This is a genomic window from Plantibacter sp. lyk4-40-MEA-4, assembly GCF_030209415.1.
Lineage (GTDB): Bacteria > Actinomycetota > Actinomycetes > Actinomycetales > Microbacteriaceae > Plantibacter > Plantibacter flavus_A.
This window is the reverse complement of the sequence record NZ_JARVSA010000001.1, coordinates 299,996-325,746: the sequence shown is the minus strand read 5'-3', so window position 1 is coordinate 325,746 and position 25,751 is coordinate 299,996. Positions and strand designations below refer to the sequence as shown.

At 70.2% G+C, this 25,751-nt stretch carries 28 protein-coding genes; 13 read left to right on the top strand and 15 right to left on the bottom strand.

Annotated features, from left to right (window positions below; translation table 11 throughout):
• Nucleotides 1-60: 60 nt before the first annotated feature.
• Together QRN44_RS01620 and QRN44_RS01615 are read right to left on the bottom strand one after the other, a co-directional pair.
• Entirely contained in the window at nt 61-1,122 is a 1,062-nt protein-coding gene (locus QRN44_RS01620) for a LacI family DNA-binding transcriptional regulator (RefSeq protein WP_285038127.1), read from the bottom strand.
• A 130-nt stretch (nt 1,123-1,252) separates the two neighbouring features.
• Entirely contained in the window at nt 1,253-2,182 is a 930-nt protein-coding gene (locus QRN44_RS01615; protein WP_121292188.1) for an aldo/keto reductase, read from the bottom strand.
• A 48-nt stretch (nt 2,183-2,230) separates the two neighbouring features.
• Between QRN44_RS01615 and QRN44_RS01610 the strand changes: the two genes are divergently transcribed.
• Nucleotides 2,231-2,644 carry a PLD nuclease N-terminal domain-containing protein gene (locus tag QRN44_RS01610; RefSeq protein WP_285038126.1) on the top strand — a complete coding sequence of 138 codons (414 nt, stop codon included), beginning with the start codon at nt 2,231-2,233 and terminating at the stop codon, nt 2,642-2,644.
• A 33-nt stretch (nt 2,645-2,677) separates the two neighbouring features.
• Here QRN44_RS01610 and QRN44_RS01605 read toward each other — a convergent pair whose 3' ends face one another.
• From QRN44_RS01605 to QRN44_RS01585, 5 genes are all read right to left on the bottom strand, one after another.
• A complete protein-coding gene (locus QRN44_RS01605; protein WP_285038125.1) occupies nt 2,678-3,748 on the bottom strand; it encodes a hypothetical protein in 1,071 nt (356 codons plus the stop codon).
• 126 nt (nt 3,749-3,874) lie between these two features.
• A complete protein-coding gene (gene rhaS, locus QRN44_RS01600; RefSeq protein WP_064294864.1) occupies nt 3,875-4,936 on the bottom strand; it encodes a rhamnose ABC transporter substrate-binding protein in 1,062 nt (353 codons plus the stop codon).
• Nucleotides 4,937-5,006: 70 nt separating this feature from the next.
• Nucleotides 5,007-6,107 carry an ABC transporter permease gene (locus QRN44_RS01595; protein WP_121292194.1) on the bottom strand — a complete coding sequence of 367 codons (1,101 nt, stop codon included), beginning with the start codon at nt 6,105-6,107 and terminating at the stop codon, nt 5,007-5,009.
• A complete protein-coding gene (locus QRN44_RS01590; RefSeq protein WP_079003567.1) occupies nt 6,100-7,152 on the bottom strand; it encodes an ABC transporter permease in 1,053 nt (350 codons plus the stop codon). The genes QRN44_RS01595 and QRN44_RS01590 overlap by 8 nt, the downstream gene beginning before the upstream one ends.
• Nucleotides 7,149-8,702, bottom strand: a complete 1,554-nt coding sequence (locus QRN44_RS01585) for a sugar ABC transporter ATP-binding protein (protein WP_285038124.1) — start codon at nt 8,700-8,702, stop codon at nt 7,149-7,151. Before QRN44_RS01585 ends, QRN44_RS01590 begins: the two co-directional genes overlap by 4 nt.
• Before the next feature lie 197 nt (nt 8,703-8,899).
• On the opposite strand from QRN44_RS01585, the gene QRN44_RS01580 reads away from it, so the two are divergent.
• From QRN44_RS01580 to QRN44_RS01570, 3 genes are all read left to right on the top strand, one after another.
• The gene (locus QRN44_RS01580; protein WP_285038123.1) at nt 8,900-9,604 is read left to right on the top strand and encodes a response regulator transcription factor; all 705 of its coding nucleotides are present in this window, start codon (nt 8,900-8,902) and stop codon (nt 9,602-9,604) included.
• A gap of 4 nt (nt 9,605-9,608) precedes the next feature.
• Nucleotides 9,609-11,042, top strand: coding sequence for a sensor histidine kinase (locus QRN44_RS01575; protein WP_121292201.1), 1,434 nt, complete (start codon nt 9,609-9,611; stop codon nt 11,040-11,042).
• 274 nt (nt 11,043-11,316) lie between these two features.
• Entirely contained in the window at nt 11,317-12,348 is a 1,032-nt protein-coding gene (locus QRN44_RS01570) for a LacI family DNA-binding transcriptional regulator (RefSeq protein WP_199687180.1), read from the top strand.
• 18 nt (nt 12,349-12,366) lie between these two features.
• Here the strand turns inward: QRN44_RS01570 and QRN44_RS01565 are convergent, their stop codons facing one another.
• A complete protein-coding gene (locus QRN44_RS01565; protein ID WP_064295723.1) occupies nt 12,367-12,798 on the bottom strand; it encodes a type II toxin-antitoxin system VapC family toxin in 432 nt (143 codons plus the stop codon).
• Nucleotides 12,795-13,121: a FitA-like ribbon-helix-helix domain-containing protein gene (locus QRN44_RS01560; protein WP_285038122.1), complete on the bottom strand. Its 327-nt coding sequence runs from the start codon at nt 13,119-13,121 to the stop codon at nt 12,795-12,797. Before QRN44_RS01560 ends, QRN44_RS01565 begins: the two co-directional genes overlap by 4 nt.
• Before the next feature lie 262 nt (nt 13,122-13,383).
• On the opposite strand from QRN44_RS01560, the gene QRN44_RS01555 reads away from it, so the two are divergent.
• The 4 genes from QRN44_RS01555 (at nt 13,384) to QRN44_RS01540 (ending at nt 16,467) form a co-directional block, all read left to right on the top strand.
• Nucleotides 13,384-14,313: a C40 family peptidase gene (locus QRN44_RS01555; RefSeq protein ID WP_285038121.1), complete on the top strand. Its 930-nt coding sequence runs from the start codon at nt 13,384-13,386 to the stop codon at nt 14,311-14,313.
• Nucleotides 14,314-14,447: 134 nt separating this feature from the next.
• The gene (locus QRN44_RS01550; RefSeq protein ID WP_285038120.1) at nt 14,448-15,863 is read left to right on the top strand and encodes a carboxylesterase family protein; all 1,416 of its coding nucleotides are present in this window, start codon (nt 14,448-14,450) and stop codon (nt 15,861-15,863) included.
• 80 nt (nt 15,864-15,943) lie between these two features.
• A complete protein-coding gene (locus QRN44_RS01545) occupies nt 15,944-16,207 on the top strand; it encodes a type II toxin-antitoxin system Phd/YefM family antitoxin (RefSeq protein WP_285038119.1) in 264 nt (87 codons plus the stop codon).
• A gap of 8 nt (nt 16,208-16,215) precedes the next feature.
• Nucleotides 16,216-16,467: a type II toxin-antitoxin system RelE family toxin gene (locus QRN44_RS01540; protein ID WP_175118017.1), complete on the top strand. Its 252-nt coding sequence runs from the start codon at nt 16,216-16,218 to the stop codon at nt 16,465-16,467.
• Here QRN44_RS01540 and QRN44_RS01535 read toward each other — a convergent pair.
• Entirely contained in the window at nt 16,455-17,042 is a 588-nt protein-coding gene (locus QRN44_RS01535; protein WP_285038118.1) for a TetR/AcrR family transcriptional regulator, read from the bottom strand. The genes QRN44_RS01540 and QRN44_RS01535 overlap by 13 nt on opposite strands.
• Before the next feature lie 44 nt (nt 17,043-17,086).
• Between QRN44_RS01535 and QRN44_RS01530 the strand changes: the two genes are divergently transcribed.
• Both QRN44_RS01530 and QRN44_RS01525 read left to right on the top strand, forming a co-directional pair.
• Nucleotides 17,087-17,455, top strand: coding sequence for a DUF952 domain-containing protein (locus QRN44_RS01530; RefSeq protein ID WP_121292213.1), 369 nt, complete (start codon nt 17,087-17,089; stop codon nt 17,453-17,455).
• Between the two features lie 9 nt (nt 17,456-17,464).
• Nucleotides 17,465-18,133 (top strand): hypothetical protein, encoded by a 669-nt coding sequence (locus QRN44_RS01525; RefSeq protein ID WP_285038117.1) that lies wholly within the window; start codon nt 17,465-17,467, stop codon nt 18,131-18,133.
• A gap of 46 nt (nt 18,134-18,179) precedes the next feature.
• Here the strand turns inward: QRN44_RS01525 and QRN44_RS01520 are convergent, their stop codons facing one another.
• Nucleotides 18,180-18,740, bottom strand: coding sequence for a TetR family transcriptional regulator (locus QRN44_RS01520; protein ID WP_285038116.1), 561 nt, complete (start codon nt 18,738-18,740; stop codon nt 18,180-18,182).
• A 77-nt stretch (nt 18,741-18,817) separates the two neighbouring features.
• On the opposite strand from QRN44_RS01520, the gene QRN44_RS01515 reads away from it, so the two are divergent.
• Nucleotides 18,818-19,711, top strand: a complete 894-nt coding sequence (locus tag QRN44_RS01515; protein WP_285038115.1) for an SDR family oxidoreductase — start codon at nt 18,818-18,820, stop codon at nt 19,709-19,711.
• On the top strand, nt 19,708-19,944 hold the full coding sequence (locus tag QRN44_RS01510) for a putative antibiotic biosynthesis monooxygenase (protein WP_121292220.1): 237 nt from the start codon (nt 19,708-19,710) through the stop codon (nt 19,942-19,944). The genes QRN44_RS01515 and QRN44_RS01510 overlap by 4 nt, the downstream gene beginning before the upstream one ends.
• Here QRN44_RS01510 and QRN44_RS01505 read toward each other — a convergent pair.
• From QRN44_RS01505 to QRN44_RS01490, 4 genes are all read right to left on the bottom strand, one after another.
• Nucleotides 19,938-20,198, bottom strand: coding sequence for a Txe/YoeB family addiction module toxin (locus tag QRN44_RS01505; RefSeq protein ID WP_056010787.1), 261 nt, complete (start codon nt 20,196-20,198; stop codon nt 19,938-19,940). The two genes, QRN44_RS01510 and QRN44_RS01505, sit on opposite strands and share 7 nt — an antisense overlap.
• Nucleotides 20,195-20,446: a type II toxin-antitoxin system Phd/YefM family antitoxin gene (locus QRN44_RS01500; RefSeq protein WP_121292222.1), complete on the bottom strand. Its 252-nt coding sequence runs from the start codon at nt 20,444-20,446 to the stop codon at nt 20,195-20,197. The genes QRN44_RS01505 and QRN44_RS01500 overlap by 4 nt, the downstream gene beginning before the upstream one ends.
• A gap of 63 nt (nt 20,447-20,509) precedes the next feature.
• Nucleotides 20,510-21,523, bottom strand: a complete 1,014-nt coding sequence (locus QRN44_RS01495) for an LLM class flavin-dependent oxidoreductase (protein ID WP_285038114.1) — start codon at nt 21,521-21,523, stop codon at nt 20,510-20,512.
• A 5-nt stretch (nt 21,524-21,528) separates the two neighbouring features.
• Nucleotides 21,529-24,204 (bottom strand): family 78 glycoside hydrolase catalytic domain, encoded by a 2,676-nt coding sequence (locus tag QRN44_RS01490; RefSeq protein WP_285038113.1) that lies wholly within the window; start codon nt 24,202-24,204, stop codon nt 21,529-21,531.
• Nucleotides 24,205-24,451: 247 nt separating this feature from the next.
• Between QRN44_RS01490 and QRN44_RS01485 the strand changes: the two genes are divergently transcribed.
• Nucleotides 24,452-25,750 carry a Tm-1-like ATP-binding domain-containing protein gene (locus tag QRN44_RS01485; RefSeq protein WP_285038112.1) on the top strand — a complete coding sequence of 433 codons (1,299 nt, stop codon included), beginning with the start codon at nt 24,452-24,454 and terminating at the stop codon, nt 25,748-25,750.
• The last annotated feature ends 1 nt before the right edge of the window (nt 25,751 follow it).

Below are 25,751 nucleotides of genomic sequence, written 5' to 3'. Positions count from 1 at the left end.
GATTAAATACTGGTGACGACTGTACCCGGGCGTCACCGCCGCGTCCAGCCTCGCCGCTGCTCAGGCAGGCAGGGGAGCGGACTCGCGGACGACGAGATGCGGCTCGAGCGTCCGCGTGACGTGCTCGTGTGCCGCGCGGTCGGCGCCCAGCTCGGCCAGGAGGATCTCGACGGCCATGCGCCCGAGCTCGTCCTTCGGCTGCTCGACCGTGGTGAGTGGCACCCGCCCGTCGGCCGCGAGCGCGAGATCGCCGTAGCCGACCACCGACACCTCGTCGGGCACCGCGAGACCACCGTCGTTCAACCCCCTGATGACGCCGAGCGCGAGCTGGTCGTTCGTGCAGAACACGCCGGTCGGACGCGGTGTCTCTGCCGCGATCCGACGGCCCGCGATGCGCCCCGAGTCGACGGTCATCTCGTCGACGGTGACCTCGCGGAGGTCGTCGGGGTCGAGACCGGCCGCGACGAACGCGTTCCGGGCACCCTCGCGTCGATCGGCGCACTGCGGGATCGCCAGGTCGCCGTTCACGAGCACGATCGACCCGTCGGCGAGGGCGGGAGCATCGCGTCCGGCGGACACTCGGGCGGGATCGGCGAGCAGGTGCGCGACCGCGAGCTCCCCGCCGTGCACGTCGTCGATCGCGACCGAGCAGCCGGTGCCCTCGGGGGCGGTGCGGTCCATGAGCACGAGGCGGCTGCCGACCCGTCGCAGCTGGGCCAGCCGGGAGGCGTCGGCCGTCAACGGAGCGACGAGTGCGCCGGCAGCCCGGTGCTCGGCGAGCATCTCGAAGTGCCGGAGTTCGAGGTCCGGGTCGTCATGGCTCACACAGAGCGCGACCGTGTAGCCGTGCTCGGCCGCGGCCTCGGTGACCCCGCGGGCGATCGCCGAGTAGAACGGGTTCGCGATGTCGGGGATGACGAGGCCGATGAGCCGGTTCGTGCCCTGCCGCAGGGTGGCGGCGGCGCGGTTGGGGACGAAGTCGAGTTCCTCGATCGCGGCGAGGACGCGCTCGCGCGTTGCGGGGGCGACGATCTCGGGGCGGTTGAGCGTGTTGGAGACGGTCGCGTTCGAGACACCGGCGAGTCTGGCGACGGCGGCGAACCCGATGTCGTGCTTCGCCATGCTGCCCTCCGATTCCACTCCGAGCGTACCCGGCGCGACCCTCGTCCCGTTCTCAGGACTCCTCCGGTGTGGTGGGACGATCTCCACCCGACACGCCGTGGAAGTCCTGAGAACGGTCCGGAGGCGACCGCTACGGGAGGGTGTGGCCAGCGGCGGTGAAGAGGCGGTACCACTCCTCTCGCGACAGGGTCACGTCGGAACCTGCGGCCGCTTCCTCGACGCGCGACGGCTTGGTGGTGCCGAGCACGACCTGGATGTTCGCGGGGTGCCGGGTGATCCACGCGGTCGCGATGCCGGACGGCGTCACGCCGTGTGCGGCTGCGAGCTCGTCGAGCACGTCGTTCAGCTCCGCGTAGTGCTCGCGGTCGCCGATGAACACGCCCGTGAAGAAGCCTGCCTGGAACGGTGACCACGCCTGCAGGGTCATGCCGGTCAGGCGGCTGTAGTCGAGCATCCCGTTGTCGCGGTCGATCGACTGGTCGAGGCCCGCCATGTTCGCGGCGACGCCCGACGCGATGATCGGGGCGTGGGTGATGCTCAGCTGCACCTGGTTGACGATGAGCGGCTGCTCGACGGAGCCCTTCAGCAGCTCGACCTGAGCCGGCGTGTGGTTGGAGACGCCGAAGTTCCGGACCTTGCCCGAGGCCTGCAGGGCGTCGAACGCCGAAGCGACCTCCTCCGGCTCGACGAGGCTGTCGGGGCGGTGCAGGAGCAGGAGGTCGAGGTAGTCCGTCTTGAGGGCGGCGAGCGACTCGTCGACGGTGCGGAGGATGTGCTCCTCCGAGAAGTCGAAGAAGCCCGGGCGGATGCCGACCTTCGACTGGATGAGCACCTGCTCGCGCTCGGCGGCGGTGAGGGTGACGGCATCGCCGAAGCGGCGCTCGCAGCCGTGACGCTCGGAGCCGTAGATGTCGGCGTGGTCGAACACGGTGACGCCGGCGTCTCGTGCGGTGTGGAAGAGGGTGCGGATCGCCTCGTCGTCGAGGGGCTCGATGCGCATGAGGCCGAGGACGATGCTGGACGCGGTCAGGTCGGTCTGGGGCAGGGGGATGGTCTTCATCCGACCATCCTGGCCGAACCCACCGATGGTCTGCCTAGGATTGACGACATGTTCGTGTTGTCGCTGCTGCTCATCGTGCTCACGATCATCGCGCTCATCGACGTGGTGGGTCAGCCTGAACCGGTCGTGCGCAACCTGCCCAAGATCGTGTGGGTGCTGCTCATCGTCTTCATCCCGCTCATCGGGGTCGGACTGTGGTTCCTGCTCGGCAAGGACTGGTCGAACAGCCGCATCAGGTTCCCCGAGCGTCGGCCGCGCAGTGCGTCCCGTTCGACCGGCTCCTGGGGTCCCGCGGCATCCTCGTCACCCTCGCCGTCGCAGCCCGACCGCGCCGTCAGCAGCACCGAGGAGCAGCTCGCGGCCCTCGAGCGCGAGATCCAGGCCGCCGAGGACGCCGAGCGCATCCGCAAGCTGGAAGCCGAGCTCGCGAGGGACGACGACCGTCGCGACGAGCCCCGCTGACCGCTGCTGCGCACGACGCGGTCCGCACGACGGTCAGTCGAGGACGGCGACGAGGATCTCGGCACCGACGACGAGTCCGGCGACCACGAGGACGGGGACGAGCACCCAGTTCCGGCTCGGACGCAGTCGCGCCCCACGGGTGGTCCCCGCGTCGAAACGCGACGGACGCGGGGTGACCGGACTCATGCGGGCGATGCGTCCACCGAGCTTCGGGACGACCAGGTCGATGAACCGGAACAGCCGCAGCATCTCCGACGCGTCCCAGAGCCGGAAGCTCCCGCTCGTGGTGACGAAGAGGTTGTCGTCGACGATCTCGATGTCCCAGCGCCGGCCGTGGTCGATGAGGAGCGCCATGACGTCCGGGGTGAACACCTGCAGCGCCTCGACCTGGAAGTCGCGGGGGACGTAGAGGGCGAAGTGCCGGTCGAAGTCGCCTTCGAGGGAGACGAGCTGTTCGTGTTCGACGGTGCGTGCGATCCCGCGACGCGCGCCGCCGTTGTTGGCGACACCGTCGAGCAGCAGGTGCGGTGATCGCGTGGGCAGGGAGACGTGCACGAAACCGACCGAACCGCGGGTCTTGCCGGCACCGCCCGAGGCCGAACGCTCCGAGAGGGTCGCGTCGCCGATCGTCACGCCGACCATCGCCGGCCCGGTCCGTCCGCGGATCCGTCGCCCATCCGGACTGCGCAGCTGGTTCGCGACCGCGATGTGCAGGCCCGTGCCGAAGACGACGCCGACCGGTGGGGGAGGCGCACCGTTGGCCCGGTACTCCAGACCGTTGTCCGCGGCGAAGCGACGAACGCGGAGGAGGCGACGCTCGGTGAGCGGTTGCGTCAGGAGGAAACCGCCGAGGACGACCGCCAGCACGGCGACCACGGCGACGATGCCGGCGACGATCTCGATCCCGCTGCCGAGGCCCTCCCATCCGTCCGGGAGACGCAGCGGCAGGCTCGTGGCCGCCCACCAGAGGTACAGCCCGCTCGCGACGACCACGCCCGCGCCGACGGCGGCGTCGCGGAAGACCCAGGGCTGGTCGGCGACGACCTCCTTCCACGGGAGGTGCCGCGTCAGCTCGGTCGTGTCGGGCTCGGCGGTCGGAGGCACAGCGTTCACGATATCGCCGCCATCGGATGCACGTGCGGTTCACAATTCAGGACGCGAACGGCGCGTCGCCCCCGGATCCGAGGGTCCGGGGGCGACGCGCCGAGGCCGTCCTGAATTGCGAACGGGTCAGAAGTCGTACTTGTCGATGTTCGACGCGTCGAAGGTGGTCGGCGGGCCGACGATGACGGTGCCGTCGGCGCCGACCTCGCGCTCACCGAGGTCGCCGGCCTCGAAGGTGTCGCCCTCCTTGCCCGTGATCGTGCCCTCGGCGAGTGCCTTGCCGGCGAACGCGGCGACGTAGCCGAGCTGAGCCGGGTCCCACAGCGCGAACGCGGTGACGGTGCCGTCCTTCACGAACGGACGCATCTCGTTCGGGAGGCCGAGGCCGGTCAGCGCGACCTTGCCCTTGTACTCCGAGGTGGAGAGGTAGCGGGCGGTCGCGGCGATACCGACCGTCGTGGGCGAGATGATGCCCTTGAGGTTCGGGTGCGCCTGGAGCAGACCCTGGGCCTCCTGGAACGACTTCGTGTCGTCGTCGTCACCGTAGACCTTGGCGACGAGCTTGATGTCCTTGTAGTCCGGGTTGGAGGCGAGCTCCTCCTCCATGTACTTGATCCACTCGTTCTGGTTCGTCGCGTTGGCCGTGGCCGAGAGGATCGCGATCTCGCCCGAGCCACCGATCTGCTCCGAGATGAGCTTCGTCTGGATCAGGGCGACGTCCTTGGCGACGACCTGTGAGATGAAGACGTCGCGGCAGTCCTTGCTGGTGTCGGAGTCGAACGCGACGATCTTCGCGCCGCCGTCGCGGGCCTCCTTGAGGGCGGGGCAGACGGCGTCGGGGTCGTTCGCCGCGATGACGATGACGTTCGTGCCGGCCTGGGTCTCGGCGTTGATGAACGACACCTGGCTGGACGCGCTCGCCTCGAGCGGGCCGACGACCTCGGTGGCGCTGAAGCCGGCCGCCTTCGCGCCGTCCTTGCCGCCGCCGAGCACGACGTCCGTGTACGGGTTGTTGAGCTGCTTGGGGATGAAGGTGATGCTCTCCGCGGCACCGCCGCCACCACCTGATCCCGCGGAGTCGCCGGTGGCGCACCCCGTCGCGATCAGCGCGAGGGAGGCTGCTGCGGCGATGAGGGCCGCTGCGCGACGGGCCGGACGGCCTGCTGCGCGGTTTCGAATCGACTGCATTGTCTGTTCCTTTCTGGATACGCCTGGTGCTGTGGCGTGGGGTGCCCCGAGGGCTGCGCCGATCGGGAGATCAGTGCTGGGGCAGGCTGCGTCGGATCCGTCGGTGGTGGTTCCACTGCTTGACGGATTCGAAGATACTGGGGCCGACCACCGAGGCGATCAGCAGGGTCCCGGTCACGATGATGAGGACGACGTCGGAGACGCGGCCGAGCCGGAGCGCGTAATTGATGGTGCCGATGAGCAGCACACCCGCGACGACGCCCGGGATGGAACCCCTACCGCCGAAGATCGAGACGCCGCCGAGGAGCACTGCCGCGATGACGGCGAGTTCGAGCCCGGAGGCGTTGTCGCTGCGGGCGCTCGAGTAGCGGAGCGTCCAGAACACCCCCGCGAGGGCGGAGACGCCGCCGGTCGCGACGTAGAGCCAGAACTTCGAGCGGGCGACCTTGATGCCGACGAAGCTCGCCGCCTCCGTGCTGTACCCGAGCGCGTAGAGCCCGCGGCCGAAGGGGGTCAGGTGCAGGATGACCCCGAAGGCGAGCACGACGACGAGGACCCCGACCATGACCACGGGGATGCCGGTCGAGCCGATCTTCGACGTGAAGAACGCGGTGAGCTCGGGTGGGAAGTTCGCGACCGCGTTGTCGCCGATCACGACGAGCGCGAGACCGCGGAACAGCGCGAGCGTGCCGATCGTCACCGCGAGCGACGGGAGTCCGACCACCGCGATGAGGAAGCCGTTGAACGCGCCGGCGACGACTCCGACGAGCAGCCCGATGAGGAGGACGACCCCGATGTCCATCCCGCCGCCGGCCCACAGCACACCGATGACGGCGCTCGTGAGGCCCGCGGTGCTCGCGACGGACAGGTCGATCTCGCCGGTGATGATCACGAGCGTCATCGGCATCGCGATGAGGAGGATCGGGATGACGTCGAGGAGGAGGAAGCCGACGGTGACAGGGGAGGCGAACCGCGGGATGAGCAGGCAGGCGCCGATGACGACGACGAGCAGCGCGTAGATCATGATGGCGTCGCGGCCGAGCAGGATGCGCGAAGCGCCGGTGCGGCCCTTCGGTTCGGCCACGAGCACGCCGGTGGTGTCGGTGCCGAGCGGGCCGGAGCCCTTGGTGAACGGAGCCTTCGGGGCTGCCGGGGTCTTCAGATCAGACATCGCGTGCCTCGCTCATTCGCAGTTTCTTGGCCGTACGGAGGCTGGCGACGCGGTCGATGACGATCGCGGCCAGGATGAGGATGCCCACGATCGCCTGCTGCCAGAACTTGTCGACGCGCAGGGCGGTGAGGGCGCTCGTGATGGTGGTGAGGAGGATCGCGCCGATCGCGGCCCCGGCGACGGAGCCGCTGCCGCCGAAGATCGCGACACCACCGACGACGGCCGCTGCGACGACGTCGAGCTCCATGCCCGACCCGGTGGTCGCGCCGACCGAGTTGAAGCGGGAGGCGTAGAGCACGCCGGCGAGTCCGGCGAGCAGGCCGTTCGCCAGGAAGGCGAGGAACACGCGGCGGCCGACCGGGATGCCGAACAGCTTCGCGGCGTCGGGGTCCGACCCGATCGCGTAGAGGTCGCGGCCGGACCGTGCGCCGGCCATGTAGACGGCGACGACGACCACGACGAGGATCGCGATGAGGGTGATGACCGGGAAGCCGAGGACGGTGTCGACGGACAGATTCCCGAACGCGTCGGGTCGGTCGTCCGCGAAGTACTGCGTGCCACCGGCCCACGCGTTGTTCAAGCCTCGGTAGATGTAGAGCGTGCCCAGGGTGATGACGAGGGCGGGGACCTTCGCGATCGTGACGAGCGCACCGTTGATCGCACCGAGCACCGCGCCGAGCAGCATCGCGATGGCGAACACCGCGATGATCGGCAGCTGCGGCATCGTCGCGAACATCGTGCCGGTCGCAAAGGCGACGAGCCCCAGGATCGAGCCGACGGACAGGTCGACGTTGCGGGTGATGATGACGAGCGCCTGACCGACGGCGAGGATGATCATGATCGTCGCGTTGAGGAGGAGGTCCTTCACCCCCTGCGCCGACAGGAACAGCGGGTTCGCGAGGTAGGTCACGAGCACGAGGACGACGAGGGCGACGGTGACCGGGAGTTCCCGGAGTCGCACGATCGACGCGATCGGGTTCGTCGTGCGCTCGGTCGCGACGGTGACGGGGCCGCCGCCTCCCGGCTTGGTGGTGGTGTCGGTCATCGTGCGCCTTCCAGGGAACCGGTGGCCGCGTGCATCACGGTCTCCGGGGTCGCTTCTTCGCGGGTGAGCTCGGCGGTGATCCGGCCCTCGTGCATGACGAGGACGCGGTCGGCCATGCCGAGGACCTCGGGCAGTTCGGAGGAGATCATGAGGATCGCGATGCCGCGACCGGCGAGCTCGGAGATGAGGCGGTGGACCTCGCTCTTCGTGCCGACGTCGATGCCGCGGGTGGGCTCGTCGACGATGAGGAAGGTCGGCTCGGTGGCGAGCCACTTCGCGAGGACGACCTTCTGCTGGTTGCCGCCGGAGAGGGTGGAGACCGCGTACTCCTGGGAGCCGGTCTTCACCTGGAGGCGAGCCGACCATTCCTCGGCCGCCTCGCGTTCGCGGCGGCCGGAGATGATCCCGAACCGCGCGAGCCGGTGGCGGAGGGTGAGGGTCGCGTTGCGGGCGACCGACAGGTCCATCACGAGACCCTGCTTGCGGCGGTCCTCCGGGACGAAGCCCATGCCGGCGTCGATCGCCGCCTGCGGGTCGCCGGCCTTGACCGGCTTGCCGTCGAGCGTGACGCGTCCGGTGTCGTAGGGGTCGATGCCGAAGACGGCGCGGGCGACCTCGGTGCGCCCGGCGCCGACGAGTCCCGCGAGGGCGACGATCTCACCCGAGCGCACCGTGAACGAGATGTCGGAGAAGACACCGGCGCGCGACAGCCCGTCGACGGTGAGGACCGCGTCGCCGATCTCCGCGTCCTGCTTGGGGAAGAGGGCGGCGATGTCGCGACCGACCATCTGCCGGACGATCGCGTCGACCGTCGTCTCGCTCGTGACGTGCGTGGCGATGTAGCGGCCGTCGCGCATGACCGTGATGCGGTCGCACAGCGCGAAGACCTCCTCGAAGCGGTGGGAGATGAACAGGATGCCGGCGCCCGCGTCGCGCAGGGAGCGGGCGACCTGGAAGAGGCGGTCGACCTCGACGCCGGAGAGCGCGGCGGTCGGTTCGTCCATGATGAGCACCTTGGCGTCGAGCGAGATGGCCTTCGCGATCTCGATGATCTGCTGGTCGGCGATCGACAGGCCTTCGGCGACGCGGTCGGGGTCGATCTGGACGCCGAGGCGGTCGAACAGGGCGCGGGCGGCCTTCCGCATGGCGCCCGTGCTGATGAGGCCGAGGCCGTTCTTCGGCTGGCGGCCGATGAAGATGTTCTCGGCGACGGTGAGGTCGGGGAACAGGGTCGGCTCCTGGTAGATCACGGAGATGCCCGCGGCCTTGCTGTCGGCGACCCCGCGGAACGCGACGGGCTTCCCCGCGAGGGTGAAGTCGCCGGCATCGGGGGTGTAGAGCCCGGCGAGGATCTTCACGAGCGTGGACTTCCCGGCGCCGTTCTCACCGACGAGCGCGTGGATCTCGCCGGCCTCGATCCGGATGGTGCCGTCGGCCAGGGCGACGACGGGGCCGAAGGTCTTGGCGGCTCCGATGAGGGAGAGCGCCGGCTGGGCGCTGCGCCCGGCGGGCTCGGTGCGCGTCGGCTGCGCTGGATGGTCGATCGTCATTGAGGGTCCGTTCCTCCACGGTGAGGGGCTTGCTCCCGGCGAGATGTGAATCGATTCAGGGTCGGGAGCACCTGCACTGTATGGCCGCCGGATCGCGGGCGGCAAGGCGAAGCGGTCGTTCCTGACAGGACCTTCAGAAACGGTGCCCAGGTCGGCTCGCCTAGGCTGTGGATGCTCGATGGCGAAGGAGGACGACCGTGCGGATCCTCGTCGTCGATGACGAACGCGAGATGGCTGGCCTCCTCTCCCGCGGTCTCGGGTCGGACGGCCACGACGTGACGACCGCGTTCGACGGCCCGACCGCACTGGACCTCGCGCGGCAGGCGATCGCGCCGGCGGCCGGTGGCGACGCGGGCTTCCAGGTCGCGGTCGTCGACGTCATGCTCCCGGGGCTCTCCGGATTCGCCGTCTGCCGCGAGCTCAAAGGCCTCGACCCGACGCTCGCGGTGATCCTGCTCACGGCGCGCGACGCCGTGGACGACCGGGTCCGAGGGCTCGATGCGGGGGCCGACGACTACATGATCAAGCCGTTCGCCTTCGCCGAGCTCGCCGCCCGGATCCGCGCGGTCCGGCGGCGGGACGCGCTCACCGTGCAGCCGCGCTTGGAGGTCGGTGGGCTGACGCTCGACCTGCACCGGCACCGGGCACGCGTCGGTGACCACGACGTGCCGCTGAGCGGGACCGAGTTCGATGTCCTCCGGGTGCTCGCGACCGAGCCGGGCGTCGTCGTCTCCCGGGCGGCCATGCTGCGGGAGGTCTGGGAGACCTTCGACAACATCGACCCGAACGTCGTCGACCAGTACATCAGTCGTCTCCGTCGCAAACTCGACCTGGCGGAGGCGGGCGTCCGCATCGTGACGAGCCGCGGCGTGGGGTTCTCGCTCGTCGCCGCAGGGAGCTGACGGCGTGTCGTCGGACCGTCGCCGGTCGACGCGGCACCACGGCATCCGCACGCGGATCGCCGGGGGCAGTCTGCTCATCGCCGTCGTCGTGTCGCTCTTCGCCGGGCTCGCGATCAACGCCCAGCTGGAGCGCATCGTCCGCGACGGCACCGTGCAGGCGCTCCGCAGTGACGGCGCGCAATACGTGTTCGCGCTGCAGGCGAGACCCGACGACCCGCTCCAGGGGCCCGGCCTCGGGACCCGCATCGCCGTCATCGCCCCCGACGGCTCCATCCCGGTCTTCAGCCTGCCGACGACGCTCGCCGCGCCGCTCCCAGCGCTCGCTGCGACGCGGGAGGTCACCACGGTCGACGCCGGTGCCGCCACCTACATCCTGTTGTCACAGCCCGTGACCGTCGGTGGCGACACCTGGTACGTCATCGCCGGGCGCGACGAGGCCGAGGAGACGACCGTCCTGGTCCAGATGCGGCTCCTCCTCGTCGGGTCCTTCGCGCTCCTCGTCCTCGGTGTGGCGGCCGGCGGGTGGATCCTGACGACGGTGTCGCTCCGGCCCGTCACCCGGCTCCGGGTGAGTGCGCAGAGTCTCAGCGAGCGGTCGACGGACGAGGTGCTGCCGGTCGGCCGTGCCGACGACGAGATCGCGCAGCTCGCGATCACCCTCAACGACCTCATCGAGCGGCTGCGGGCCTCGGCCGACCGCGAACGGCAGCTCGTGTCCGACGCGAGTCACGAGCTCCGGACGCCGCTCGCGATCCTCCGCACCCAGCTCGAACTCGCGCGCCTCGAGGACTCGTCGCGCGAGCAACTGCTCGCCGACATCGAGGGGGCCGAGCGCAGTGCGACGCGGCTGTCGGCGCTCGTCACCTCGCTGCTCGAGTTGTCCCGCATCGAGGCGGCGACGCCGGAGGAGCGGACGAGCGCGGCCAGGCTGGAGGCCGACGTGCTCGAAGCGGTCGAGCGCGCACGGTTCCGGGTCGCCTCGGACGACGCGCTGGCCGGGATCGAGGTCGAGTACGTGAGTGCGATCGCCGAGAGCGGGCCGGGGGACGGCGCGGCGGTGTACGCCGTGCGCGCCGACGAGGTCGGCCGGGTCGTCGACAACCTCGCAGGGAACGCGCTGCAGGCGTTCACCGAGCACGGGGGTGCTCCGCGCCGGGTGTCGGTCATGCTCGACGACGACGGTGGTCAGCTCACCCTGCGGGTGTCGGACAACGCCGGGGGGCTCGACCCGGCCTTCGAACCGCGGGCGCTCGAGCGGTTCAGTCGCTCGGACGCGACGCGGTCCTCCGGGCACGGTTCCGGTCTCGGGCTCGCGATCGTCGCCGCCATCGCGCGCAACGCGGGTGGGGAGATCGTGCTCCGCAACCGTCCCGGCCACGGTCTCGAGGTCGTCGTCACCCTGCCCGCCGCGTCGGCCAGGCCGGGCGATCCCGCCTGATCGTCGCCCGTTCTCAGGAGTTGTCCGGTGTGTCGGGGTCGGGGGCGCCGCGCCGGGGAACTCCTGAGTCGGGGACGGATGTGGGTGGGTGGCCCGTTCTCAGGAGTTGCCCGGTGTGTCGGGGGCGGGCGGGGGCGCCGCGCCGGAGAACTCCTGAGTTGGGGACGGAGATGACCGGGGACAGCCGACCGCGCGGGCGCGAGGAGGCCCTGCGTGCAACAATGAGCCAGCCCGTCCGGCGTCACCCGGCGGGCCCGACAGGCGAAGGGGAGCCGTGAGCGCGAGCGTGAAGGACGTCGCGGCGAGAGCCGGCGTCTCGGTCGGGACCGTCTCCAACGTGCTGAACCGCCCCGAGAAGGTCTCGCCCGTCACGGTCGACCGCGTCCACGCGGCGATCGACGAGCTCGGCTTCGTCCGGAACGACGCGGCCCGCCAGCTCCGGGCTGGTCGCAGCCGCAGTGTCGGCCTCGTCGTGCTCGACGTCGGCAACCCGTTCTTCACCGACGTCGCCCGCGGCGCCGAGGATCGAGCCGATGCCGAGGGATGGTCCGTCCTCCTCGGCAACAGCGACGAGAGCGTCGACCGCGAGCGCGCCTACCTCGACCTCTTCGAGGAGCAGCGGGTCGCCGGCGTCCTGATCACCCCGCTCGGCGACGATCTCACCCGGCTCAGCCGGCTGCGCGACCGCGGGACGCCGACGGTCCTCGTCGACCGGCAGACCGATGACACGAGCTTCTCATCGGTCGCCGTCGACGACGTCGCGGGCGGGCGGCTCGCGGTCGAGCACCTCATCGGACTCGGTCGGCGTCGCATCGCGGTCGTGGGCGGTCCGTCTTCGCTCCGTCAGGTCGTCGATCGGCTCGCCGGTGCGCGCCAGGCGGTCGATGCAGCCGCGGCAGGTGGTGCCGAAGTGACCCTCGAGGTCGTGGAGACCACCGCGTTGACGGTGCTGCAGGGCCGTTCCGCGGGCGAGACCATCCGGAACCGTCCTCGCGACGAGTGGCCCGACGCGGTGTTCGCGGCCAACGACCTCCTCGCGATGGGGGTCCTGCAGGCGTTCAGCATGCTCGGTTCGGTGCGCGTGCCGGACGAGATCGCGCTGATCGGGTACGACGACATCGACTTCGCGTCGGCGGCGGTCGTCCCACTCTCGTCGATCCGTCAGCCGAGCGCGCTCATCGGCCACACCGCCGTCGAGCTCCTGCTCCGTGAGGCGGACGCTGGCGCTCGACGCGTGCCCGAGCAGATCGTCTTCCAACCGGAGCTCGTCGTCCGGCAGTCGACGGTCGGCGTCGACCCGGCCTGAGTCTGGTGCCACCCTGCGTCACGCCGGGTGGTCGGGGACCCACGGGTCGATGAGGCGGAGACCGACACCCGCGAAGTCGCGCGTGTTCCGCGTCGCGAGCGCGGCGTCGGAGGATCGCGCGATGGCCGCGATGATCGCATCCTGAGGTCCGATCGGGTTGCCGGAGCGGCGTCGCGTCGTCATGAGCTCCGCGTAGTCGAGCGCGGCTTCCGCAGAAAAGGGGAGGACGCGTCCTGCGAAGTCGGCATCGAGCACGGTCGCCACGGCCCCGACGAGCGCCGATCGGCGAGCGCCTGCAGGGAGGCGCAGGGCTCCTTCGAGGAGCTCGGCAGCGGTCATCGCCGTGAGGTGGAGGGCGGCCTCGTCTTGCCGATCGAGCCACCGGACCACCGTCGGGTCGGGCCGTGGTCTGAACAGTTCCGAGACGACGTTCGTGTCGAGGATGATCACCTCGGGGTCTGGTCATCCGCGTCGGCGCTCGCAGCGTCCTCGAACGGATTCGGTGGGACGGTCGTGGTGCGCTCGGGCAGTTCGATGACGAGTTCACCGTCGAGGTGGAGGTCGACGAAGCGCTGATGAATACGCTCCGCCAGCCCGGGTCGGTCGATGTCTGCGGCCGAGGAGGCGCGGAGGTCTTCAGGCGTCGTCGTCCTGACAGCCGCGGCGAGGATCGCCCGGATCTCCGCTTCCATGGATCGTCCGTGCAAGGCGCCGAGCTGTTGCAGACCGCGCTTCGTGTCGTCGTCGAGATTGCGGACGGTCACTGTCGGCATGTCGTCACCTCTCGTGGAAATGGAGTGCTAGCACGATGCTAGCAGGACAGTGGGTCCGGCTTCATCGGTCCTCCGCAGGCCACGCCGAGCGGAGGTTCCTCTCAGGGAGGCCCACGTAGGGTGGCCGTTTCGCCTTCCTCGGATCGGGCAACCGGTCGACCGCGGTCATCGAGGGACGGCTCTGCCGAGGCGATGCTGCACCCACCGAGCATGAACCGAGCGCGCCCCCGACGCGACCGAGACCCAGGACGGTACCCCGCACATGACCAGCACCACCCCTGCGCGCGCCCTCGAGCGCCGCGACCCGAACACTCCGGCCGTGACCCCCGCGGCCCCCGCCCGGACCGGCGGCCGCCACGTGGCCCTCAGCCCGCGGGCCGCCCGTCGCGCGGCTCGCCTCGAGGACGCCAGCTGGACCGCCTCCGCCGAGGAGGAGCGACGTCACGTCGACCTCGTGCCCACCAAGCGGCCCTCGGCCCCACGCGCCAAGAGCTCCTTCGCGAAGCGCGCCAAGCCGTTCGCCACGTTCGGCGTCATGACGCTCGCAACCGGGCTCTTCGTGTCGGTGTCACTGCCGGCGGCCGCTGCCGGCGTCGACGTCGATGCGGCCACCGGTGGCGCGATCCCGTCTGCGGCGACGATGCAGTCGGTGTCGTACTCCGTGCCGTCGACCGCAACCGATGTGCCCTTCGTGCGCGACGGCTACGGCGCGACCAGCCAGGAGGAGGTCGACGCCGCCTCGGCCGCCGCCGCAGCTGCTGCAGCCGAGGCGGCCGCGAGTGCATCCGCCGCCTCCTCATCGTCCGCGTCGGCTTCGGCGGGACGCACCTACGCGGCCCCAGCCGTCGCCCGATCCGGCGAGGCGATCCTCGCCTACGCGGCACAGTTCGTCGGCGTCGTCCCCTACGGCAACGGCAACGACCCGTCCGACAGCTTCGCCTGCGACGGCTACGTGCAGTACGTCTTCGCGGCGTTCGGTGTGTCCCTGCCTCGCGGCGCCGGTGCGCAGGCCGCATCGGGCGTGCAGATCTCGGCGTCCGAGGCCGTCGCCGGTGACCTGCTCTACTGGCCGGAAGGTCACATCGCGATCTACGACGGCGCGGGCGGCATGTACGACTCTCCCGACTGGGGTCGCTACGTCCAGCACCGTCTGACGATCTGGGGGGATCCGGTCTACATCCGCATCCCGTAGACAGGACCGTCGTCTGCAACTCCTGCTCGACCGGCCATCACTGAGCAGCTCGGCCCGGTTCGGGCTGCCGTGTCTTCGGTGTGAGCCCGTCGAGCAGGAGTCGTGCGCAGGCCGCTCGGGGATAGCGTGGACAGATGACCGAGTCGCACGCGAGCCCGACATCCGAAGCGCCTGGCAATGAGGCCTCCGCGCCTCCGATGCCGCAGGCGGACGTGCGCGGCTTCGAGACCTCCCTCGGCACGATCCTGGGGCGGGTCGACGGCGCGGTGGTGCGAGCTCGCGGCATCCCGTACGCGCGTGCTGGTCGCTTCGAGGTGCCGGAGCAGATCGGTCTTCCCGTCGGCTCCGACGGCGATCCAGTGCCGTTCCGGGCCTTCGAGCGGGCGCCTGCTTCACCGCAGCGCTCCTCGCGGGTGCTCGAGGCCGTCCTCGAAGGCGCCGGTGAGGGCATGGTCGACTCCGAGGACTGCCAGGCGCTCTCGATCACGATCCCTGCGGACGTGCGCCCGGACGAGTCGCTGCCGGTGATGGTGTGGATCCACGGTGGTGCCTACGTCACGGGCGCCGGTGACCTCGACGTCTACGATCCGATCAGCCTGGTCGTCGAGCAGCGGGTCATCGTGGTGTCGGTCACGTACCGGCTCGGGATCCTCGGCTTCCTCGGTGACGGTGAGACGCTGCCGGCGAACCTCGGCCTGCTGGACCTCGTCCTCGCGCTCCGGTGGATCCACGAGCACATCGGCGCGTTCGGTGGCGATCCGGCGTCGGTCACGCTGTTCGGGCAGTCGGCGGGCGGCGATGCGATCGCGCACCTCATGATCAGCGACGGCACCGCGGGGCTCTTCCAGCGGGCCATCATCCAGAGCGCGCCCCTCGGCATCAGCAGTGGTCGGGCGAAGATGGCGAGCGCGATGATGCGAGCGGCGGGCAGCCCGACACGGGACACGCCGGTGGTCGAGTTGCTGGCGCTCGAGGAGCGGGTGGAGCGAGCCGCTCGTCGGTTCGGACTGCGCGGAGGCATGGCGTTCGGCACCCAGTACGGTCACGCGCCGCTTCCGGCGGAGGCCGACCGCGACACCGCCTGGCGTGAGGCGGCGTCGCGCATCGACGTGCTCATCGGTTCGACGACGGAGGAGACCCGGTTGTACGTGCCGCTCATTCCGGCCTTCGCCCGCATGACCTCGGCGCCGCTCGTCGGTGGCCCCATCCGGCGGGCGCTCGTCGGCGCGACCACGCACGTGACCTACACCCGCGACGCCCGGAAGTTCGTCGAACGGCATCGCGCGTCGGGCGGTCGAGCGACGCGGTACGAGCTCAGCTGGGCGCCGCCCGGTAGTCCCTACGGAGCGTCCCATGTCACCGATCTGCCGCTTCTCCTCGGGACCGAACGATCGTGGAGCCGGACGGCGCTCATCGGCTCGGCGACCTGGGAGGAGGTCGACCGACGCGGACGTTTCCTGCGTCAGATGTGGGCCGACTTCGCGCGGGACGGCGTCCTGGCCGCCGACGCGACCGCAGGCCTGAGCGACGTGGTGACGCTCGACCGCTGAGCGTACTTCCGAACGCTGATGCCCGAATACACCATCTGTGAACAGATGTAATTGTGTACACATTTCGATACCATGGGGCGATGATCACGATCACCCACTCCCTCTCGACGCGAGATCTTCGTGAAGGCCTCGCAGACGTCTTCGGCCGGGTCGGCTATGCGCACGAGCGGATCGGTGTGACGAGGCACGGGAAACTCGCGGCTGTGGTCATCAGTGTTGAGGACCTCGAATTGCTGGAGTCCTTCGAGGCGGCACGAGACGAGGCGGAGTTCCGAGCGGCTCAGGCTGAAGACGACGGAACCCGCGTTTCACTCGACGAGCTGCGCGCCGAGCTCGACGCTTGACGAGGTACATGGTCGAGTTCACCTCCGCTGCCGCTCGTGAGGTCAGGAAGCTCGATCCCCAGTTGCGGCGACGGCTGCTCCTCGCCATCGGTGAGCTGGAGGCCGACCCCCGACCGACTGGTGTGCGCAAGCTGGTCGGGTTCGAGAACGCATGGCGGATTGGGGTCGGCGATTATCGCGTCCTCTACGAAATCCTGGACGGTGTCGTGCTGGTGACCGTGTTCCGGATCGCGCACCGTCGCGAGGTCTACGACCGCTGAGCGCGCGGTGGGTGGCTCCTCCTGGAGACCAGCGCCAGGCACGCGCGGGCGTGCGCCCGTGCTGCATCCGGTGTCGGCGCAGCGGCCAGGCCGAGCAGCCTGCGTCGATGCGGTTCGCCGAGGAGCAGGGTGTAGAGCTGCTCCGCCCGCTCGCCGACGTGGCCGGAGAGGAACGCGATCGAGCGGGCCGGGCCGGCCGCGTAGAAACCGGCGGCGACCTCGGGGAAGCGCGGAGACTCCGCGATCACGAGTCGGTGCAGCGCGACCGAGACGTCCGAGTGCAGCGCGATGACCAGTCGGGTGGCCGCGTCCTCGAGAGGCTCCGCCTCGGAGCCTGGATCGTCGGCCGCGAGGAGGTACCCGTGCTGGCGTTCGACCGCCGCCGTCAGCACGCCGGCGAGGTCACCGAACCAGGTGTAGATGGTCCGCTTCGTCACGCCCGCGTCGGCGGCGATCGCCTCGATCGTCGTCCCGCCGTACCCGTGCTCGGTGAACCGGCGGATGGCGGCGTCGAGGATCGCGCCGCGGCGGCGGTCGCGTTCGGCTGCCGTCGGGCGACCACGTCTCGATTCCATGCTCTAATGATACGGTAACGTCTCATTGAATGGAGAGGGTGGAGATGACGAAGATCCTGCATGTCGCGATCGTCGACGACTGGGAGGCCAGTCGGCCGTTCGGCGAGTACGAGGTGTCGACGCGAGCCGTGCCGTTCGTCGACGCCGGCTTCGTCCACGCGACGACCGCCGACCGGCTGCCCGAAGTGCTCGAGCGCGTCTACGGATCGCTCCAGCTGCCGCTCGTGCTCATCGTGCTCGACGTGGAGGAGCTGCAGGCGACCGGCATCGAGGTGGTTCTGGAGCCGGAACCGCGCATCCTCGCGCCGCTGCCGACCGCCGGCCCGGCGATCACCGCCGAGCTCCCGCTCGAGCGCGACGGAGCCGGCGCCTGGCAGGTTCCCTCGGCGCTCCCGGGATCGGCCGCGGACTAGCATCGGGGCATGTCGAAGTCGTGGCCCGAGATCGTCCCCGATGTCCGCATCCCGGTCCCACCGTTCCGCGACCTGGACGAATCGAAGACGTTCCATCGCGCGCTCGCCGTCCATGTCGCCGAGATCGGTCGTGCGTCCGGCGGGCCGTTCGCCGAGACCCTGGCGCTGTGCTCGGTGATCGCCTCGGCCGGCGCTCTGCAGCGTTCTGCCTCGAGTGGCGACGGGGCCACCGGAGCGCCGGATCATCCCTCGGCTGTGGTCCTCGGGGTGGCGCTGCTGACGCGACTGCCCGTCGCCTGGACCCCGGTGTCGCTCGTCGAGGCGGTCCGTGCCTCGTCGAGCGGCGGAGGCATGCTCTGGGCGGAGCCGACTGCGACGCAGGTCGGGTACTTCAGCGACCCTGAGTTCTCGGCCAGCCGCGACGCCACGGGTCGATGGACGGCTGGTTTCCGCGAGCGCGGCGTGAGCCGTGTCGACGCCGTGCTCGACGACGATTGGACGTTCGTGCGGTACCTGATGGACCATGTCGCCGACCGCTTCCCGTTCCCCTTCGGTTGGTCGACCGGCGGCGTGGAGCAGGACCCGCTCGTCCGACGGAACGCGGCGGCCGTCTCCGACTTCTTCGCGGCGCAACGCGAAACGCCCTATCTGCGTCGGTGGTCGGCTGCCGAGGCCTGAGCGACGGACGTCGCGCGAGGCGGGGCCGTTCCCCGTCGCTTCGGCGTCAGCCGAGCAGCCGGTGGAGGTCGGCGAGGACGACGTCGAGCAGTTCGGTGAACGATCTCGTCTCGTCGTCGGCGATCCAGGCGGCGAAGGCCAGATGGAAGGCTGCAGAGCCGCTCTGTGCTGCGAGTGCCGCCGGCACGGGGGCGACGCCCTTCGCGATGAGCGCGGTCGTGAGGGCGTCGGTGAGCGAGCTGCGCTTGAGGGACTCGCGTTCCATCAGTGCCGCGCTGGAGTCGACGATCCGCTGGCGCGCGCGGGACCAGGAGCGCCGTTCGTCCGCGAAGAACGCCGCGCCCCCGTGGAGTGCGGCCTCGACGAGTGTCATCGGCGCCGTGGCTTCGGATGCGAGGAGCGCGTCCAGGAACCGCGCCTGATAGTCGTCCTGGTTCGTGAACAACACCTCGCGCTTGTCGGTGAAGTAGCGGAAGAAGGTGCGCTCGGTGACGCCGACGGCTGCGGCGATGTCGCTCACGGTGACGGCCTCGAATCCGTGCGTCCCGAAGAGTTCGATGGCGGCCAGCTTGAGCCGCCCCTCGGTATCCGCTTGCCAACGAGCCATGGATCCATCCTAGCGATGACAGTGGCTGACATCAGGTGCTAGAGTGATGTCATTCACTGACATGAAAGGAGCACGCCATGCGTGTTTTCGTTACCGGAGCAAGCGGCTGGATCGGGAGTGCCGCCGTCGACGAGTTGCTCGCGGCGGGTCACGAGGTGCTCGGCCTCGCCCGCAGCAACGCCTCCGCGGCTTCCCTCGAAGCGAAGGGTGCGACCGTCCTCGGCGGTGATCTCGACGACCTCGCGTCGCTTCGTCGCGGAGCCGTGGAGTCCGAGGCGACGCTCCATCTCGCGAACAAGCACGACTGGTCGAACCCTGCGGAGTCGAACCGCGCTGAGCGTGCGGCGGTCGAGACGCTTGCCGAAGCGCTGGTCGGGTCCGGGAAGACACTCGGCCTCGCTTCAGGACTGTTCCGACCCGACGCGGACCGGCCGGTACTCGAGACCGATCCACACCCGGCCGTCGGGCCGGAGTCGATGCGCGGTGGAAGTGAGAACCTCGCGTTCGACTACCAGGATCGCGGGGTCCGGAGCATCGCTCTCCGCTTCGCACCGACCGTGCACGGCCACCACGACCACGGGTTCATCGCACAGATCGTCGCGGCCGCGCAGCGCACGGGTGTCTCCGGATACATCGGCGACGGCTCGAACTCCTGGGCTACCGTGCACCGTAGTGATGCGGCCCGACTCGTGCGACTCGCGCTCGAGCAGGCTCCTGCGGGGGCCCGAGTGCACGCCGTCGGTGAGGAAGGCGTGCAGACCCGCCGGATCGCCGAGGCGATCGGTGAGGTGCTCGGCCTCCCGACGACGTCCATCGACCCGGACGACGCGGTGGAGCATTTCGGGTTCATCGGGCGCTTCTTCGGTGCCGAGATGACGGCGTCCAACACGGCGACCCGAGCCGCCTATGGGTGGGAACCCATCGGGCCGACGCTGATCGAGGACATCGCCGCCGGGGCGTACGCCGCATGACGCCGCCGCCCCGTTGGAAGATGGCGGTCGTCACCTGGCTCGGTGTGTACCCGCTCATCACGCTGCTGCTGTTGGCGCTCGGGCCACTCATCCTCGGCCTGCCGATCCCGGTGGTGACGCTCATCCTGTCGGTGACGCTCGTCTCGCTGCTCACCTTCGTCGTGATGCCGCTCCTCGTGCGCGCCTTCGGGCCGTGGCTGCGCGCGGGCGGGACCGGCGCCGATCGTCAGTAGTGGTCGCGCGCCTGCAGGATGACGATGTGGGTGTCGGTCACCAGGTACACGAGTCGGTTCGCGTCGTCGATCCGTCGGGACCAGGCTCCAGAGAGGATGTGCTTCAAGGGCTCGGGCTTCCCGATGCCCACGAACGGATCCCGGAGGACGTCCTGGATGAGCAGATTGATCCGCTTGAGCGTCTTGCGGTCCTGGCTCTGCCAGGAGGTGTAATCCTCCCAGCCGCTGCGGTCGAAGGCCAGCTGCCGGGTCACGCGTCGAGCAGCTTGTGGCTCTCGAACTCGCCGTTCCGCGCGCGTTCGATCGAGGCGAGGAGGCGTTCGGCACCCTTGGCGTTGCGGAGCAGGTAGGCCGTCTCGACCATGGCGTCGTAATCGTCCTTCGAGACGAGGACCGCGTTCCCCCGCTTCGACACGACCTCGACGGGGACGTGGTCGTCGTTCACCTGCTGGATGAGACCGAACAGGTTCTTGCGTGCGTCGGTCGCGGTGATCGCTGACATGAAGAGCCTCCTGGAGTGGTACAGAAAAGCGTACCACTGTGGTTCGACGTTGGCCTCCTTGGGCTACCCCAGGGACGGCTTGATGTCCTTGACGATCGCCTCGAGGATGCGCGCGTTGAAGTCGACGCCGAGCTGGTTCGGGACGGTGACGAGGACGGTGTCGGCGGCCTGCACGGCGGCGTCGGCCGCGAGCTCGGCGGCGATGACGTCGGGCTCGCCGATGAAGCTGCGGCCGAAGCGCGCGAGTCCGCCGTCGAGGTGTCCGACCTGGTCCTTCGAGTCGGCCTGGGCGCGCAGTCCGAAGTAGCGGCGCGTCTCGTCGTCGATGAGCGGCAGGATGCTGCGGCTCACGGAGACCCGCGGCTGCCACTCGTGACCGGCTTCGGTCCAGGCGTCACGGAACATCTGGATCTGCTCCGCCTGCAGTTCGTCGAACGGCACCCCGGTGTCCTCGGTGAGGAGCGTCGACGACATGAGGTTCATGCCCTGCTCCGCTGTCCACACCGCGGTGGACCGCGAGCCGGCACCCCACCAGATGCGCTCGCCGAGCTCCGGCGACTGCGGCTGGATCGCGAGCAGTCCGTTCGTCCCCGTCATCTGCGGGTTCGCGCGGGCCACGCCCGCACCGGCGATGGCCGCCCGGAACACCTCGGTGTGCGAGCGGGCGATGTCCGCGTCGGTCTCGTCGTCGCCCGGTACGTAGCCGAACGACTCCGACCCGCGGAGGGCCGTATCGGGTGATCCCCGGCTCACGCCGAGCTGCAGTCGGCCGTCGCTGATGAGGTCGGTGGCCGCCGCCTCCTCGGCCATGTAGAGCGGGTTCTCGTAGCGCATGTCGATGACACCGGTGCCGAGTTCGATCGTCGAGGTCTTCGCCGCCATCGCCGCCAGCAGTGGGAACGGTGACGCGAGCTGCCGGGCGAAGTGGTGCACGCGCACGTAGGCGCCGTCCACGCCGACCTCCTCTGCTGCGACCGCGAGGTCGATGCTCTGCAGCAGTGCGTCGCGTCCGGTGCGCACGCTGGAGCCCGGAACGTCTTGCCAGTGTCCGAAGGACAGGAACCCGATCTTCTTCACGCTGACTACAGCGTCGCGCGGAGCGGTTCTATTCCTCTGAATGGATCGTCCACCGTCCCGACCGTCACCTCGAAGCGGTGCGTACCGCTCGTCACCGACACCGGCTCGGCGCCCGTCAGGTCGACGACGGCCGTCGTCCCCGTGGGCACCTCGACCTCGACGTGCAACGTGTCCGACTCGATCCGCCAAGCGATCGACGCCCGACCGTAGGGCGTCAGGTGCACGGCCGAGGCGTGGGTGAGCCCACCGCCGGGTCGGGGCCGGAACAGGATCGAGCGGTAGCCGGGTGCGGACGGAGCGATGCCGGCGACGACCCGGTGCAGCCAGTCGGCCACCGCTCCGAGCGCGTAGTGGTTGAACGAGGTCATCTGCCCCGGGTTCACGGTCCCGTCGGGCAACATGCTGTCCCAGCGCTCCCAGATCGTGGTCGCGCCCTGGCCCACCGCGTACAGCCAGGACGGGCACTCGTCCTCGAGCAGCAGGTCGTAGGCGCGGTCGAGATGGCCCGACGTCGTCAGCGCGTCGCTCACGATCGGCGTCCCGACGAAGCCCGTCGCGATGCGGTTGCCGGCGGCGGCGACGAGGGCGCTCAACCGCTCGCCGGCACGGTCCACTGCCGCCGGGTCCGGCAGGAGCTCGAACGCGATCGCGAGCGAGTACGCGGTCTGCGCGTCACTCGTCATCAGCCCGTCTTCGCCGACGTACTCCGCGAGGAACGCCCGGCGGGTCGCCTCAGCGAGCTCGGCGTAGTGCTCGGCGTCGTCGATGCGACCGAGCACGGCGGCGGTCTTCGCGAGGTGCGCTGTGGACCAGGCCGAGTAGGCGGTGGCGACGAGGTGGCGGTCGGTGAGCGACTCCGCCGGCCGATCCGGTGGTGCGGCCGGGTCGAGCCAGTCGCCGAGCTGGAACCCCTCGTTCCAGAGGTGGTCGGGGCCGGAGAGGCGGTGCACGAGGTCGACCCACCGCTTCGCGCTGTCGTACTGGGCCGCGAGGACGCCGATGTCGCCGAAGCGCTCGTAGAGCACCCACGGGGTGAGGACGGCGACGTCGCCCCACACGGCGCCGGGTCGGTTCGGCGTCCACTGGCCGTCGTCGGGGATGAACGGGACGTACCAGGGCACGGTGCCGTCCTCGTGCTGCTCGACTGCGACGTCCTGCAACCAGGAGCCGAGCATGCCCGACACGTCGTACAGGAACGAGGCGGTGCGCGCGAAGACCTGCAGGTCGCCGGTCCAGCCGACGCGCTCGTCCCGCTGCGGGCAGTCGGTGGGGAGGTCGACGAAGTTCCCACGCATGCTCCAGAGCACGTTCTCGTGCAGGCGGTCCACCCGCTCGTCGGAGCTCTCGAACCAGCCCGTCCGCTCGAGGTCGGAGTGGTAGACCCGCGCGACGACGTCGCCGTTCGCGACCGCCTCGTCGAGATCGCCCGGCCATCCGGTGATCTCCGCGTACCGGAAACCGTGGATCGTGAACCGCGGCTCCCACTCCTCCGCGGGACCGCCGTCCGCCGGAGCCGGGCGGCCGGCGAGGGTGTAGCTGTCGGTCGCCTTCGCTTCGCGGAGTGGGCGGGTGTAGATCTCGCCCTCCTGCATGACCTCCGCTGTCCGGATCACGACCGTCTCGCCCGCCGGACCGGTGACCCGGATCCGCAATCGACCGACGAGGTTCTGGCCGAGGTCGAGGATGCGCTTGCCGCTCGGGCTCGTGAGGACCGCGATCGGCGCGACCTCCTGCGTCGCGCGCACCGGGGGTCCCTGCGGTGCGACGAAGGTGGCCGGATCGCGGGTGCCGATCCGTACGCCGACCCACCCGCTGTCGTCGAAGCCGGGCTCCGACCATCCGGGGAGCTCCTCGCGGGCGTCGTAGTGCTCACCGTCGTAGTTGCCGGAGCTGACGATGGGGCCGAACGAGGCGCGCCAGTGCTCGTCGGTCGCGATGGTCTCGACGCGACCGTTCTCATAGCGGAGTTCGAGCTGGGCGATGAGCGAGAGGTCCGAGCCGAACAGGTTGCGGAAGCCACCGCGCCACCCCAGTCGACCCCGGTACCAGCCGTCGCCCATCCAGGAGCCGATCGCGTTGTCGCCGGGGTGCAGGAGCTCGGTGACATCATGCGTCGCCGTGCGCAGCCGGCTCGCGTAGCTGGTCCAACCCGGCGCGAGCGCCTCGTCCCCGACGCGACGACCGTTGATCTCCGCCTCGTAGACACCGTGCGCTGTGAGGTACAACCGCGCCGACACGAGGCCGGCACCGACGGTGAAGCCCCGCCGCAGCAGCGGTGGCCGACGCGTGTCGCTCTCCGGCTCCTCATCCCAGTCGGCTGCGACCGGCACCGCGACCCAGTCGCCCGGTGCGAGCAGGCCGGCCTCGACCGTCGCCACCGGGCTCCAGTCGGACACCTCGACCGCCTGGCCAGGGCCCCTGTCGGTGCCCCACACCCGTACGCGCACCGATGCCACCTCACGCGAGCGGAGCGGAGCGGCGGGCCAGGCGACGAGGACGGATTCACCGGTGGCGACCCGGCCCGTGGTCGTGACCCGTCCGTCGCGGGTGATCTCGATCTCGGCGGCGTGCTGCTCCCAGCCGGCGGGCGCCAGATTCGTCCAGCTCAGCCTCGGGGTGGCGTCGCCGATCCCTCGGGCCTCGCGGAGGTGCTCGAATCTGGGGGCGCTCGTGGTCACCATCGTGGCTGCTGGTCCTTTCGTCAGGCTGGGCGCGTCGCAGCTCGCTCGGCGATCAACTCTGACACGTTTCAAAACCCGATGCTACAGCGTTGGTATGCGAGAAAGCGAGGAAGATGCAACACTTCTTGACACGTTTCAAAACCTGGACCAGGATGGAGGCGCTGGCGGGGTCGAAGCGGATCCGTCAGGTGGGGCGCGCCGACACACGGCCGTCCTGCGCTCACGACGACGACGATGGAGAGCGACGATGACCGCACCCGAAGCACCAGCCAGACCGACCGTCGCCCTCGTCGGCACCCTCGATACGAAGGGCGCCGAGTACCGATGGGTCGCCGGGCGTCTCGGCGAACTGGGAGCGGACGTCGTGGTCGTCGACGCCGGAACGCGTGAGCCCCACGGGTACGACGCTGCCGTGGACCACCCGAACCACGAGGTGGCCGCCGCTGGCGGGACCGATCTCGACACGCTGCTCGCCGCGGATGACCGTGGAGCCGCCGTGAGCGCGATGGCGGAAGGTGCCGCGACGGTGATCGGACGGCTGCACGCCACCGGGCGGGTCGACGCCGTCCTCGCCCTCGGTGGCAGCGGCGGCTCGGCCATCGCCGCCCGGGTCTTCCGCGAACTGCCGATCGGGGCCCCGAAGCTCCTCGTGTCGACGATGGCGTCCGGGGACGTCGCGCCGTACGTCGGCGCGAACGACGTGACGCTCATGTACAGCGTGGTCGACATCGCCGGGATCAACCAGATCTCCCGTGCCGTCCTCGGGAACGCGGTGGCGGCCATCGCCGGCATGGCGGCGGCTGCGCAGGCGCGCGGTCCGGCCTCGTCCGCCGAGCGGACGGACCGCCCGCTCGTCGGGGCGTCGATGTTCGGGGTCACGACGCCGGCGGTCGACGTGGCCCGTGAGCGGCTCGACGAACTCGGCTACGAGGTCCTCGTCTTCCACGCCACCGGTTCGGGCGGGCGGGCCCTGGAATCGCTCGCTCGGAGCGGCATGCTCGCAGGGGTCCTCGATCTCACCACCACCGAACTCGCGGACGATCTCGTCGGCGGCGTGCTGACGGCGGGCCCGGACCGACTCACCGCGGCCGGCGCGGCAGGCGTCCCACAGCTCGTCAGCCTCGGTGCGCTCGACATGGTCAACTTCGGCCCTCGCGACACCGTGCCGGAGCGGTTCGCCGATCGCGACTTCTTCGTCCACAACGCGACGGTGACGCTCATGCGCACCACGGTCGACGAGAACCGCGAGCTGGGCGAGCGGATCGGGGCGAAGCTCAGCGGCGCCGAGGCCCCCACCGTGCTGCTGATCCCGCGCGGCGGCGTCTCGGCGCTCGACGCCGAGGGCTTGCCCTTCCGCGACGCGGAGGCGGATGCTGCACTCATAGAAGCCGTGCTCGCGGGTGTGCAGGGCAGCGCGGTCACGGTCGTCGACCGTCCGGAACATCTCAATGATCCGGTGTTCGCGAGGCTCGCCGCCGACGCCCTCCACGCTGTGATCGAGCGAGACGGCGACAGGAACCGCACCGACACCACGGAACAGGACTGAC

Coding starts and splice junctions, on each gene's coding strand:
- QRN44_RS01620 (WP_285038127.1), bottom strand. CDS start 1,122: ATGGCGAAGCACGACATCGGGTTCGCCGCCGTCGCCAGACTCGCCGGT.
- QRN44_RS01535 (WP_285038118.1), bottom strand. CDS start 17,042: ATGGAATCGAGACGTGGTCGCCCGACGGCAGCCGAACGCGACCGCCGC.
- QRN44_RS01555 (WP_285038121.1), top strand. CDS start 13,384: ATGACCAGCACCACCCCTGCGCGCGCCCTCGAGCGCCGCGACCCGAAC.
- QRN44_RS01520 (WP_285038116.1), bottom strand. CDS start 18,740: ATGGCTCGTTGGCAAGCGGATACCGAGGGGCGGCTCAAGCTGGCCGCC.
- QRN44_RS01590 (WP_079003567.1), bottom strand. CDS start 7,152: ATGACCGACACCACCACCAAGCCGGGAGGCGGCGGCCCCGTCACCGTC.
- QRN44_RS01490 (WP_285038113.1), bottom strand. CDS start 24,204: ATGGTGACCACGAGCGCCCCCAGATTCGAGCACCTCCGCGAGGCCCGA.
- QRN44_RS01545 (WP_285038119.1), top strand. CDS start 15,944: ATGATCACGATCACCCACTCCCTCTCGACGCGAGATCTTCGTGAAGGC.
- QRN44_RS01540 (WP_175118017.1), top strand. CDS start 16,216: ATGGTCGAGTTCACCTCCGCTGCCGCTCGTGAGGTCAGGAAGCTCGAT.
- QRN44_RS01515 (WP_285038115.1), top strand. CDS start 18,818: ATGCGTGTTTTCGTTACCGGAGCAAGCGGCTGGATCGGGAGTGCCGCC.
- QRN44_RS01550 (WP_285038120.1), top strand. CDS start 14,448: ATGACCGAGTCGCACGCGAGCCCGACATCCGAAGCGCCTGGCAATGAG.
- QRN44_RS01525 (WP_285038117.1), top strand. CDS start 17,465: ATGTCGAAGTCGTGGCCCGAGATCGTCCCCGATGTCCGCATCCCGGTC.
- QRN44_RS01510 (WP_121292220.1), top strand. CDS start 19,708: ATGACGCCGCCGCCCCGTTGGAAGATGGCGGTCGTCACCTGGCTCGGT.
- QRN44_RS01615 (WP_121292188.1), bottom strand. CDS start 2,182: ATGAAGACCATCCCCCTGCCCCAGACCGACCTGACCGCGTCCAGCATC.
- QRN44_RS01595 (WP_121292194.1), bottom strand. CDS start 6,107: ATGTCTGATCTGAAGACCCCGGCAGCCCCGAAGGCTCCGTTCACCAAG.
- QRN44_RS01485 (WP_285038112.1), top strand. CDS start 24,452: ATGACCGCACCCGAAGCACCAGCCAGACCGACCGTCGCCCTCGTCGGC.
- QRN44_RS01585 (WP_285038124.1), bottom strand. CDS start 8,702: ATGACGATCGACCATCCAGCGCAGCCGACGCGCACCGAGCCCGCCGGG.
- QRN44_RS01610 (WP_285038126.1), top strand. CDS start 2,231: ATGTTCGTGTTGTCGCTGCTGCTCATCGTGCTCACGATCATCGCGCTC.
- QRN44_RS01530 (WP_121292213.1), top strand. CDS start 17,087: ATGACGAAGATCCTGCATGTCGCGATCGTCGACGACTGGGAGGCCAGT.
- rhaS (WP_064294864.1), bottom strand. CDS start 4,936: ATGCAGTCGATTCGAAACCGCGCAGCAGGCCGTCCGGCCCGTCGCGCA.
- QRN44_RS01500 (WP_121292222.1), bottom strand. CDS start 20,446: ATGTCAGCGATCACCGCGACCGACGCACGCAAGAACCTGTTCGGTCTC.
- QRN44_RS01560 (WP_285038122.1), bottom strand. CDS start 13,121: ATGCCGACAGTGACCGTCCGCAATCTCGACGACGACACGAAGCGCGGT.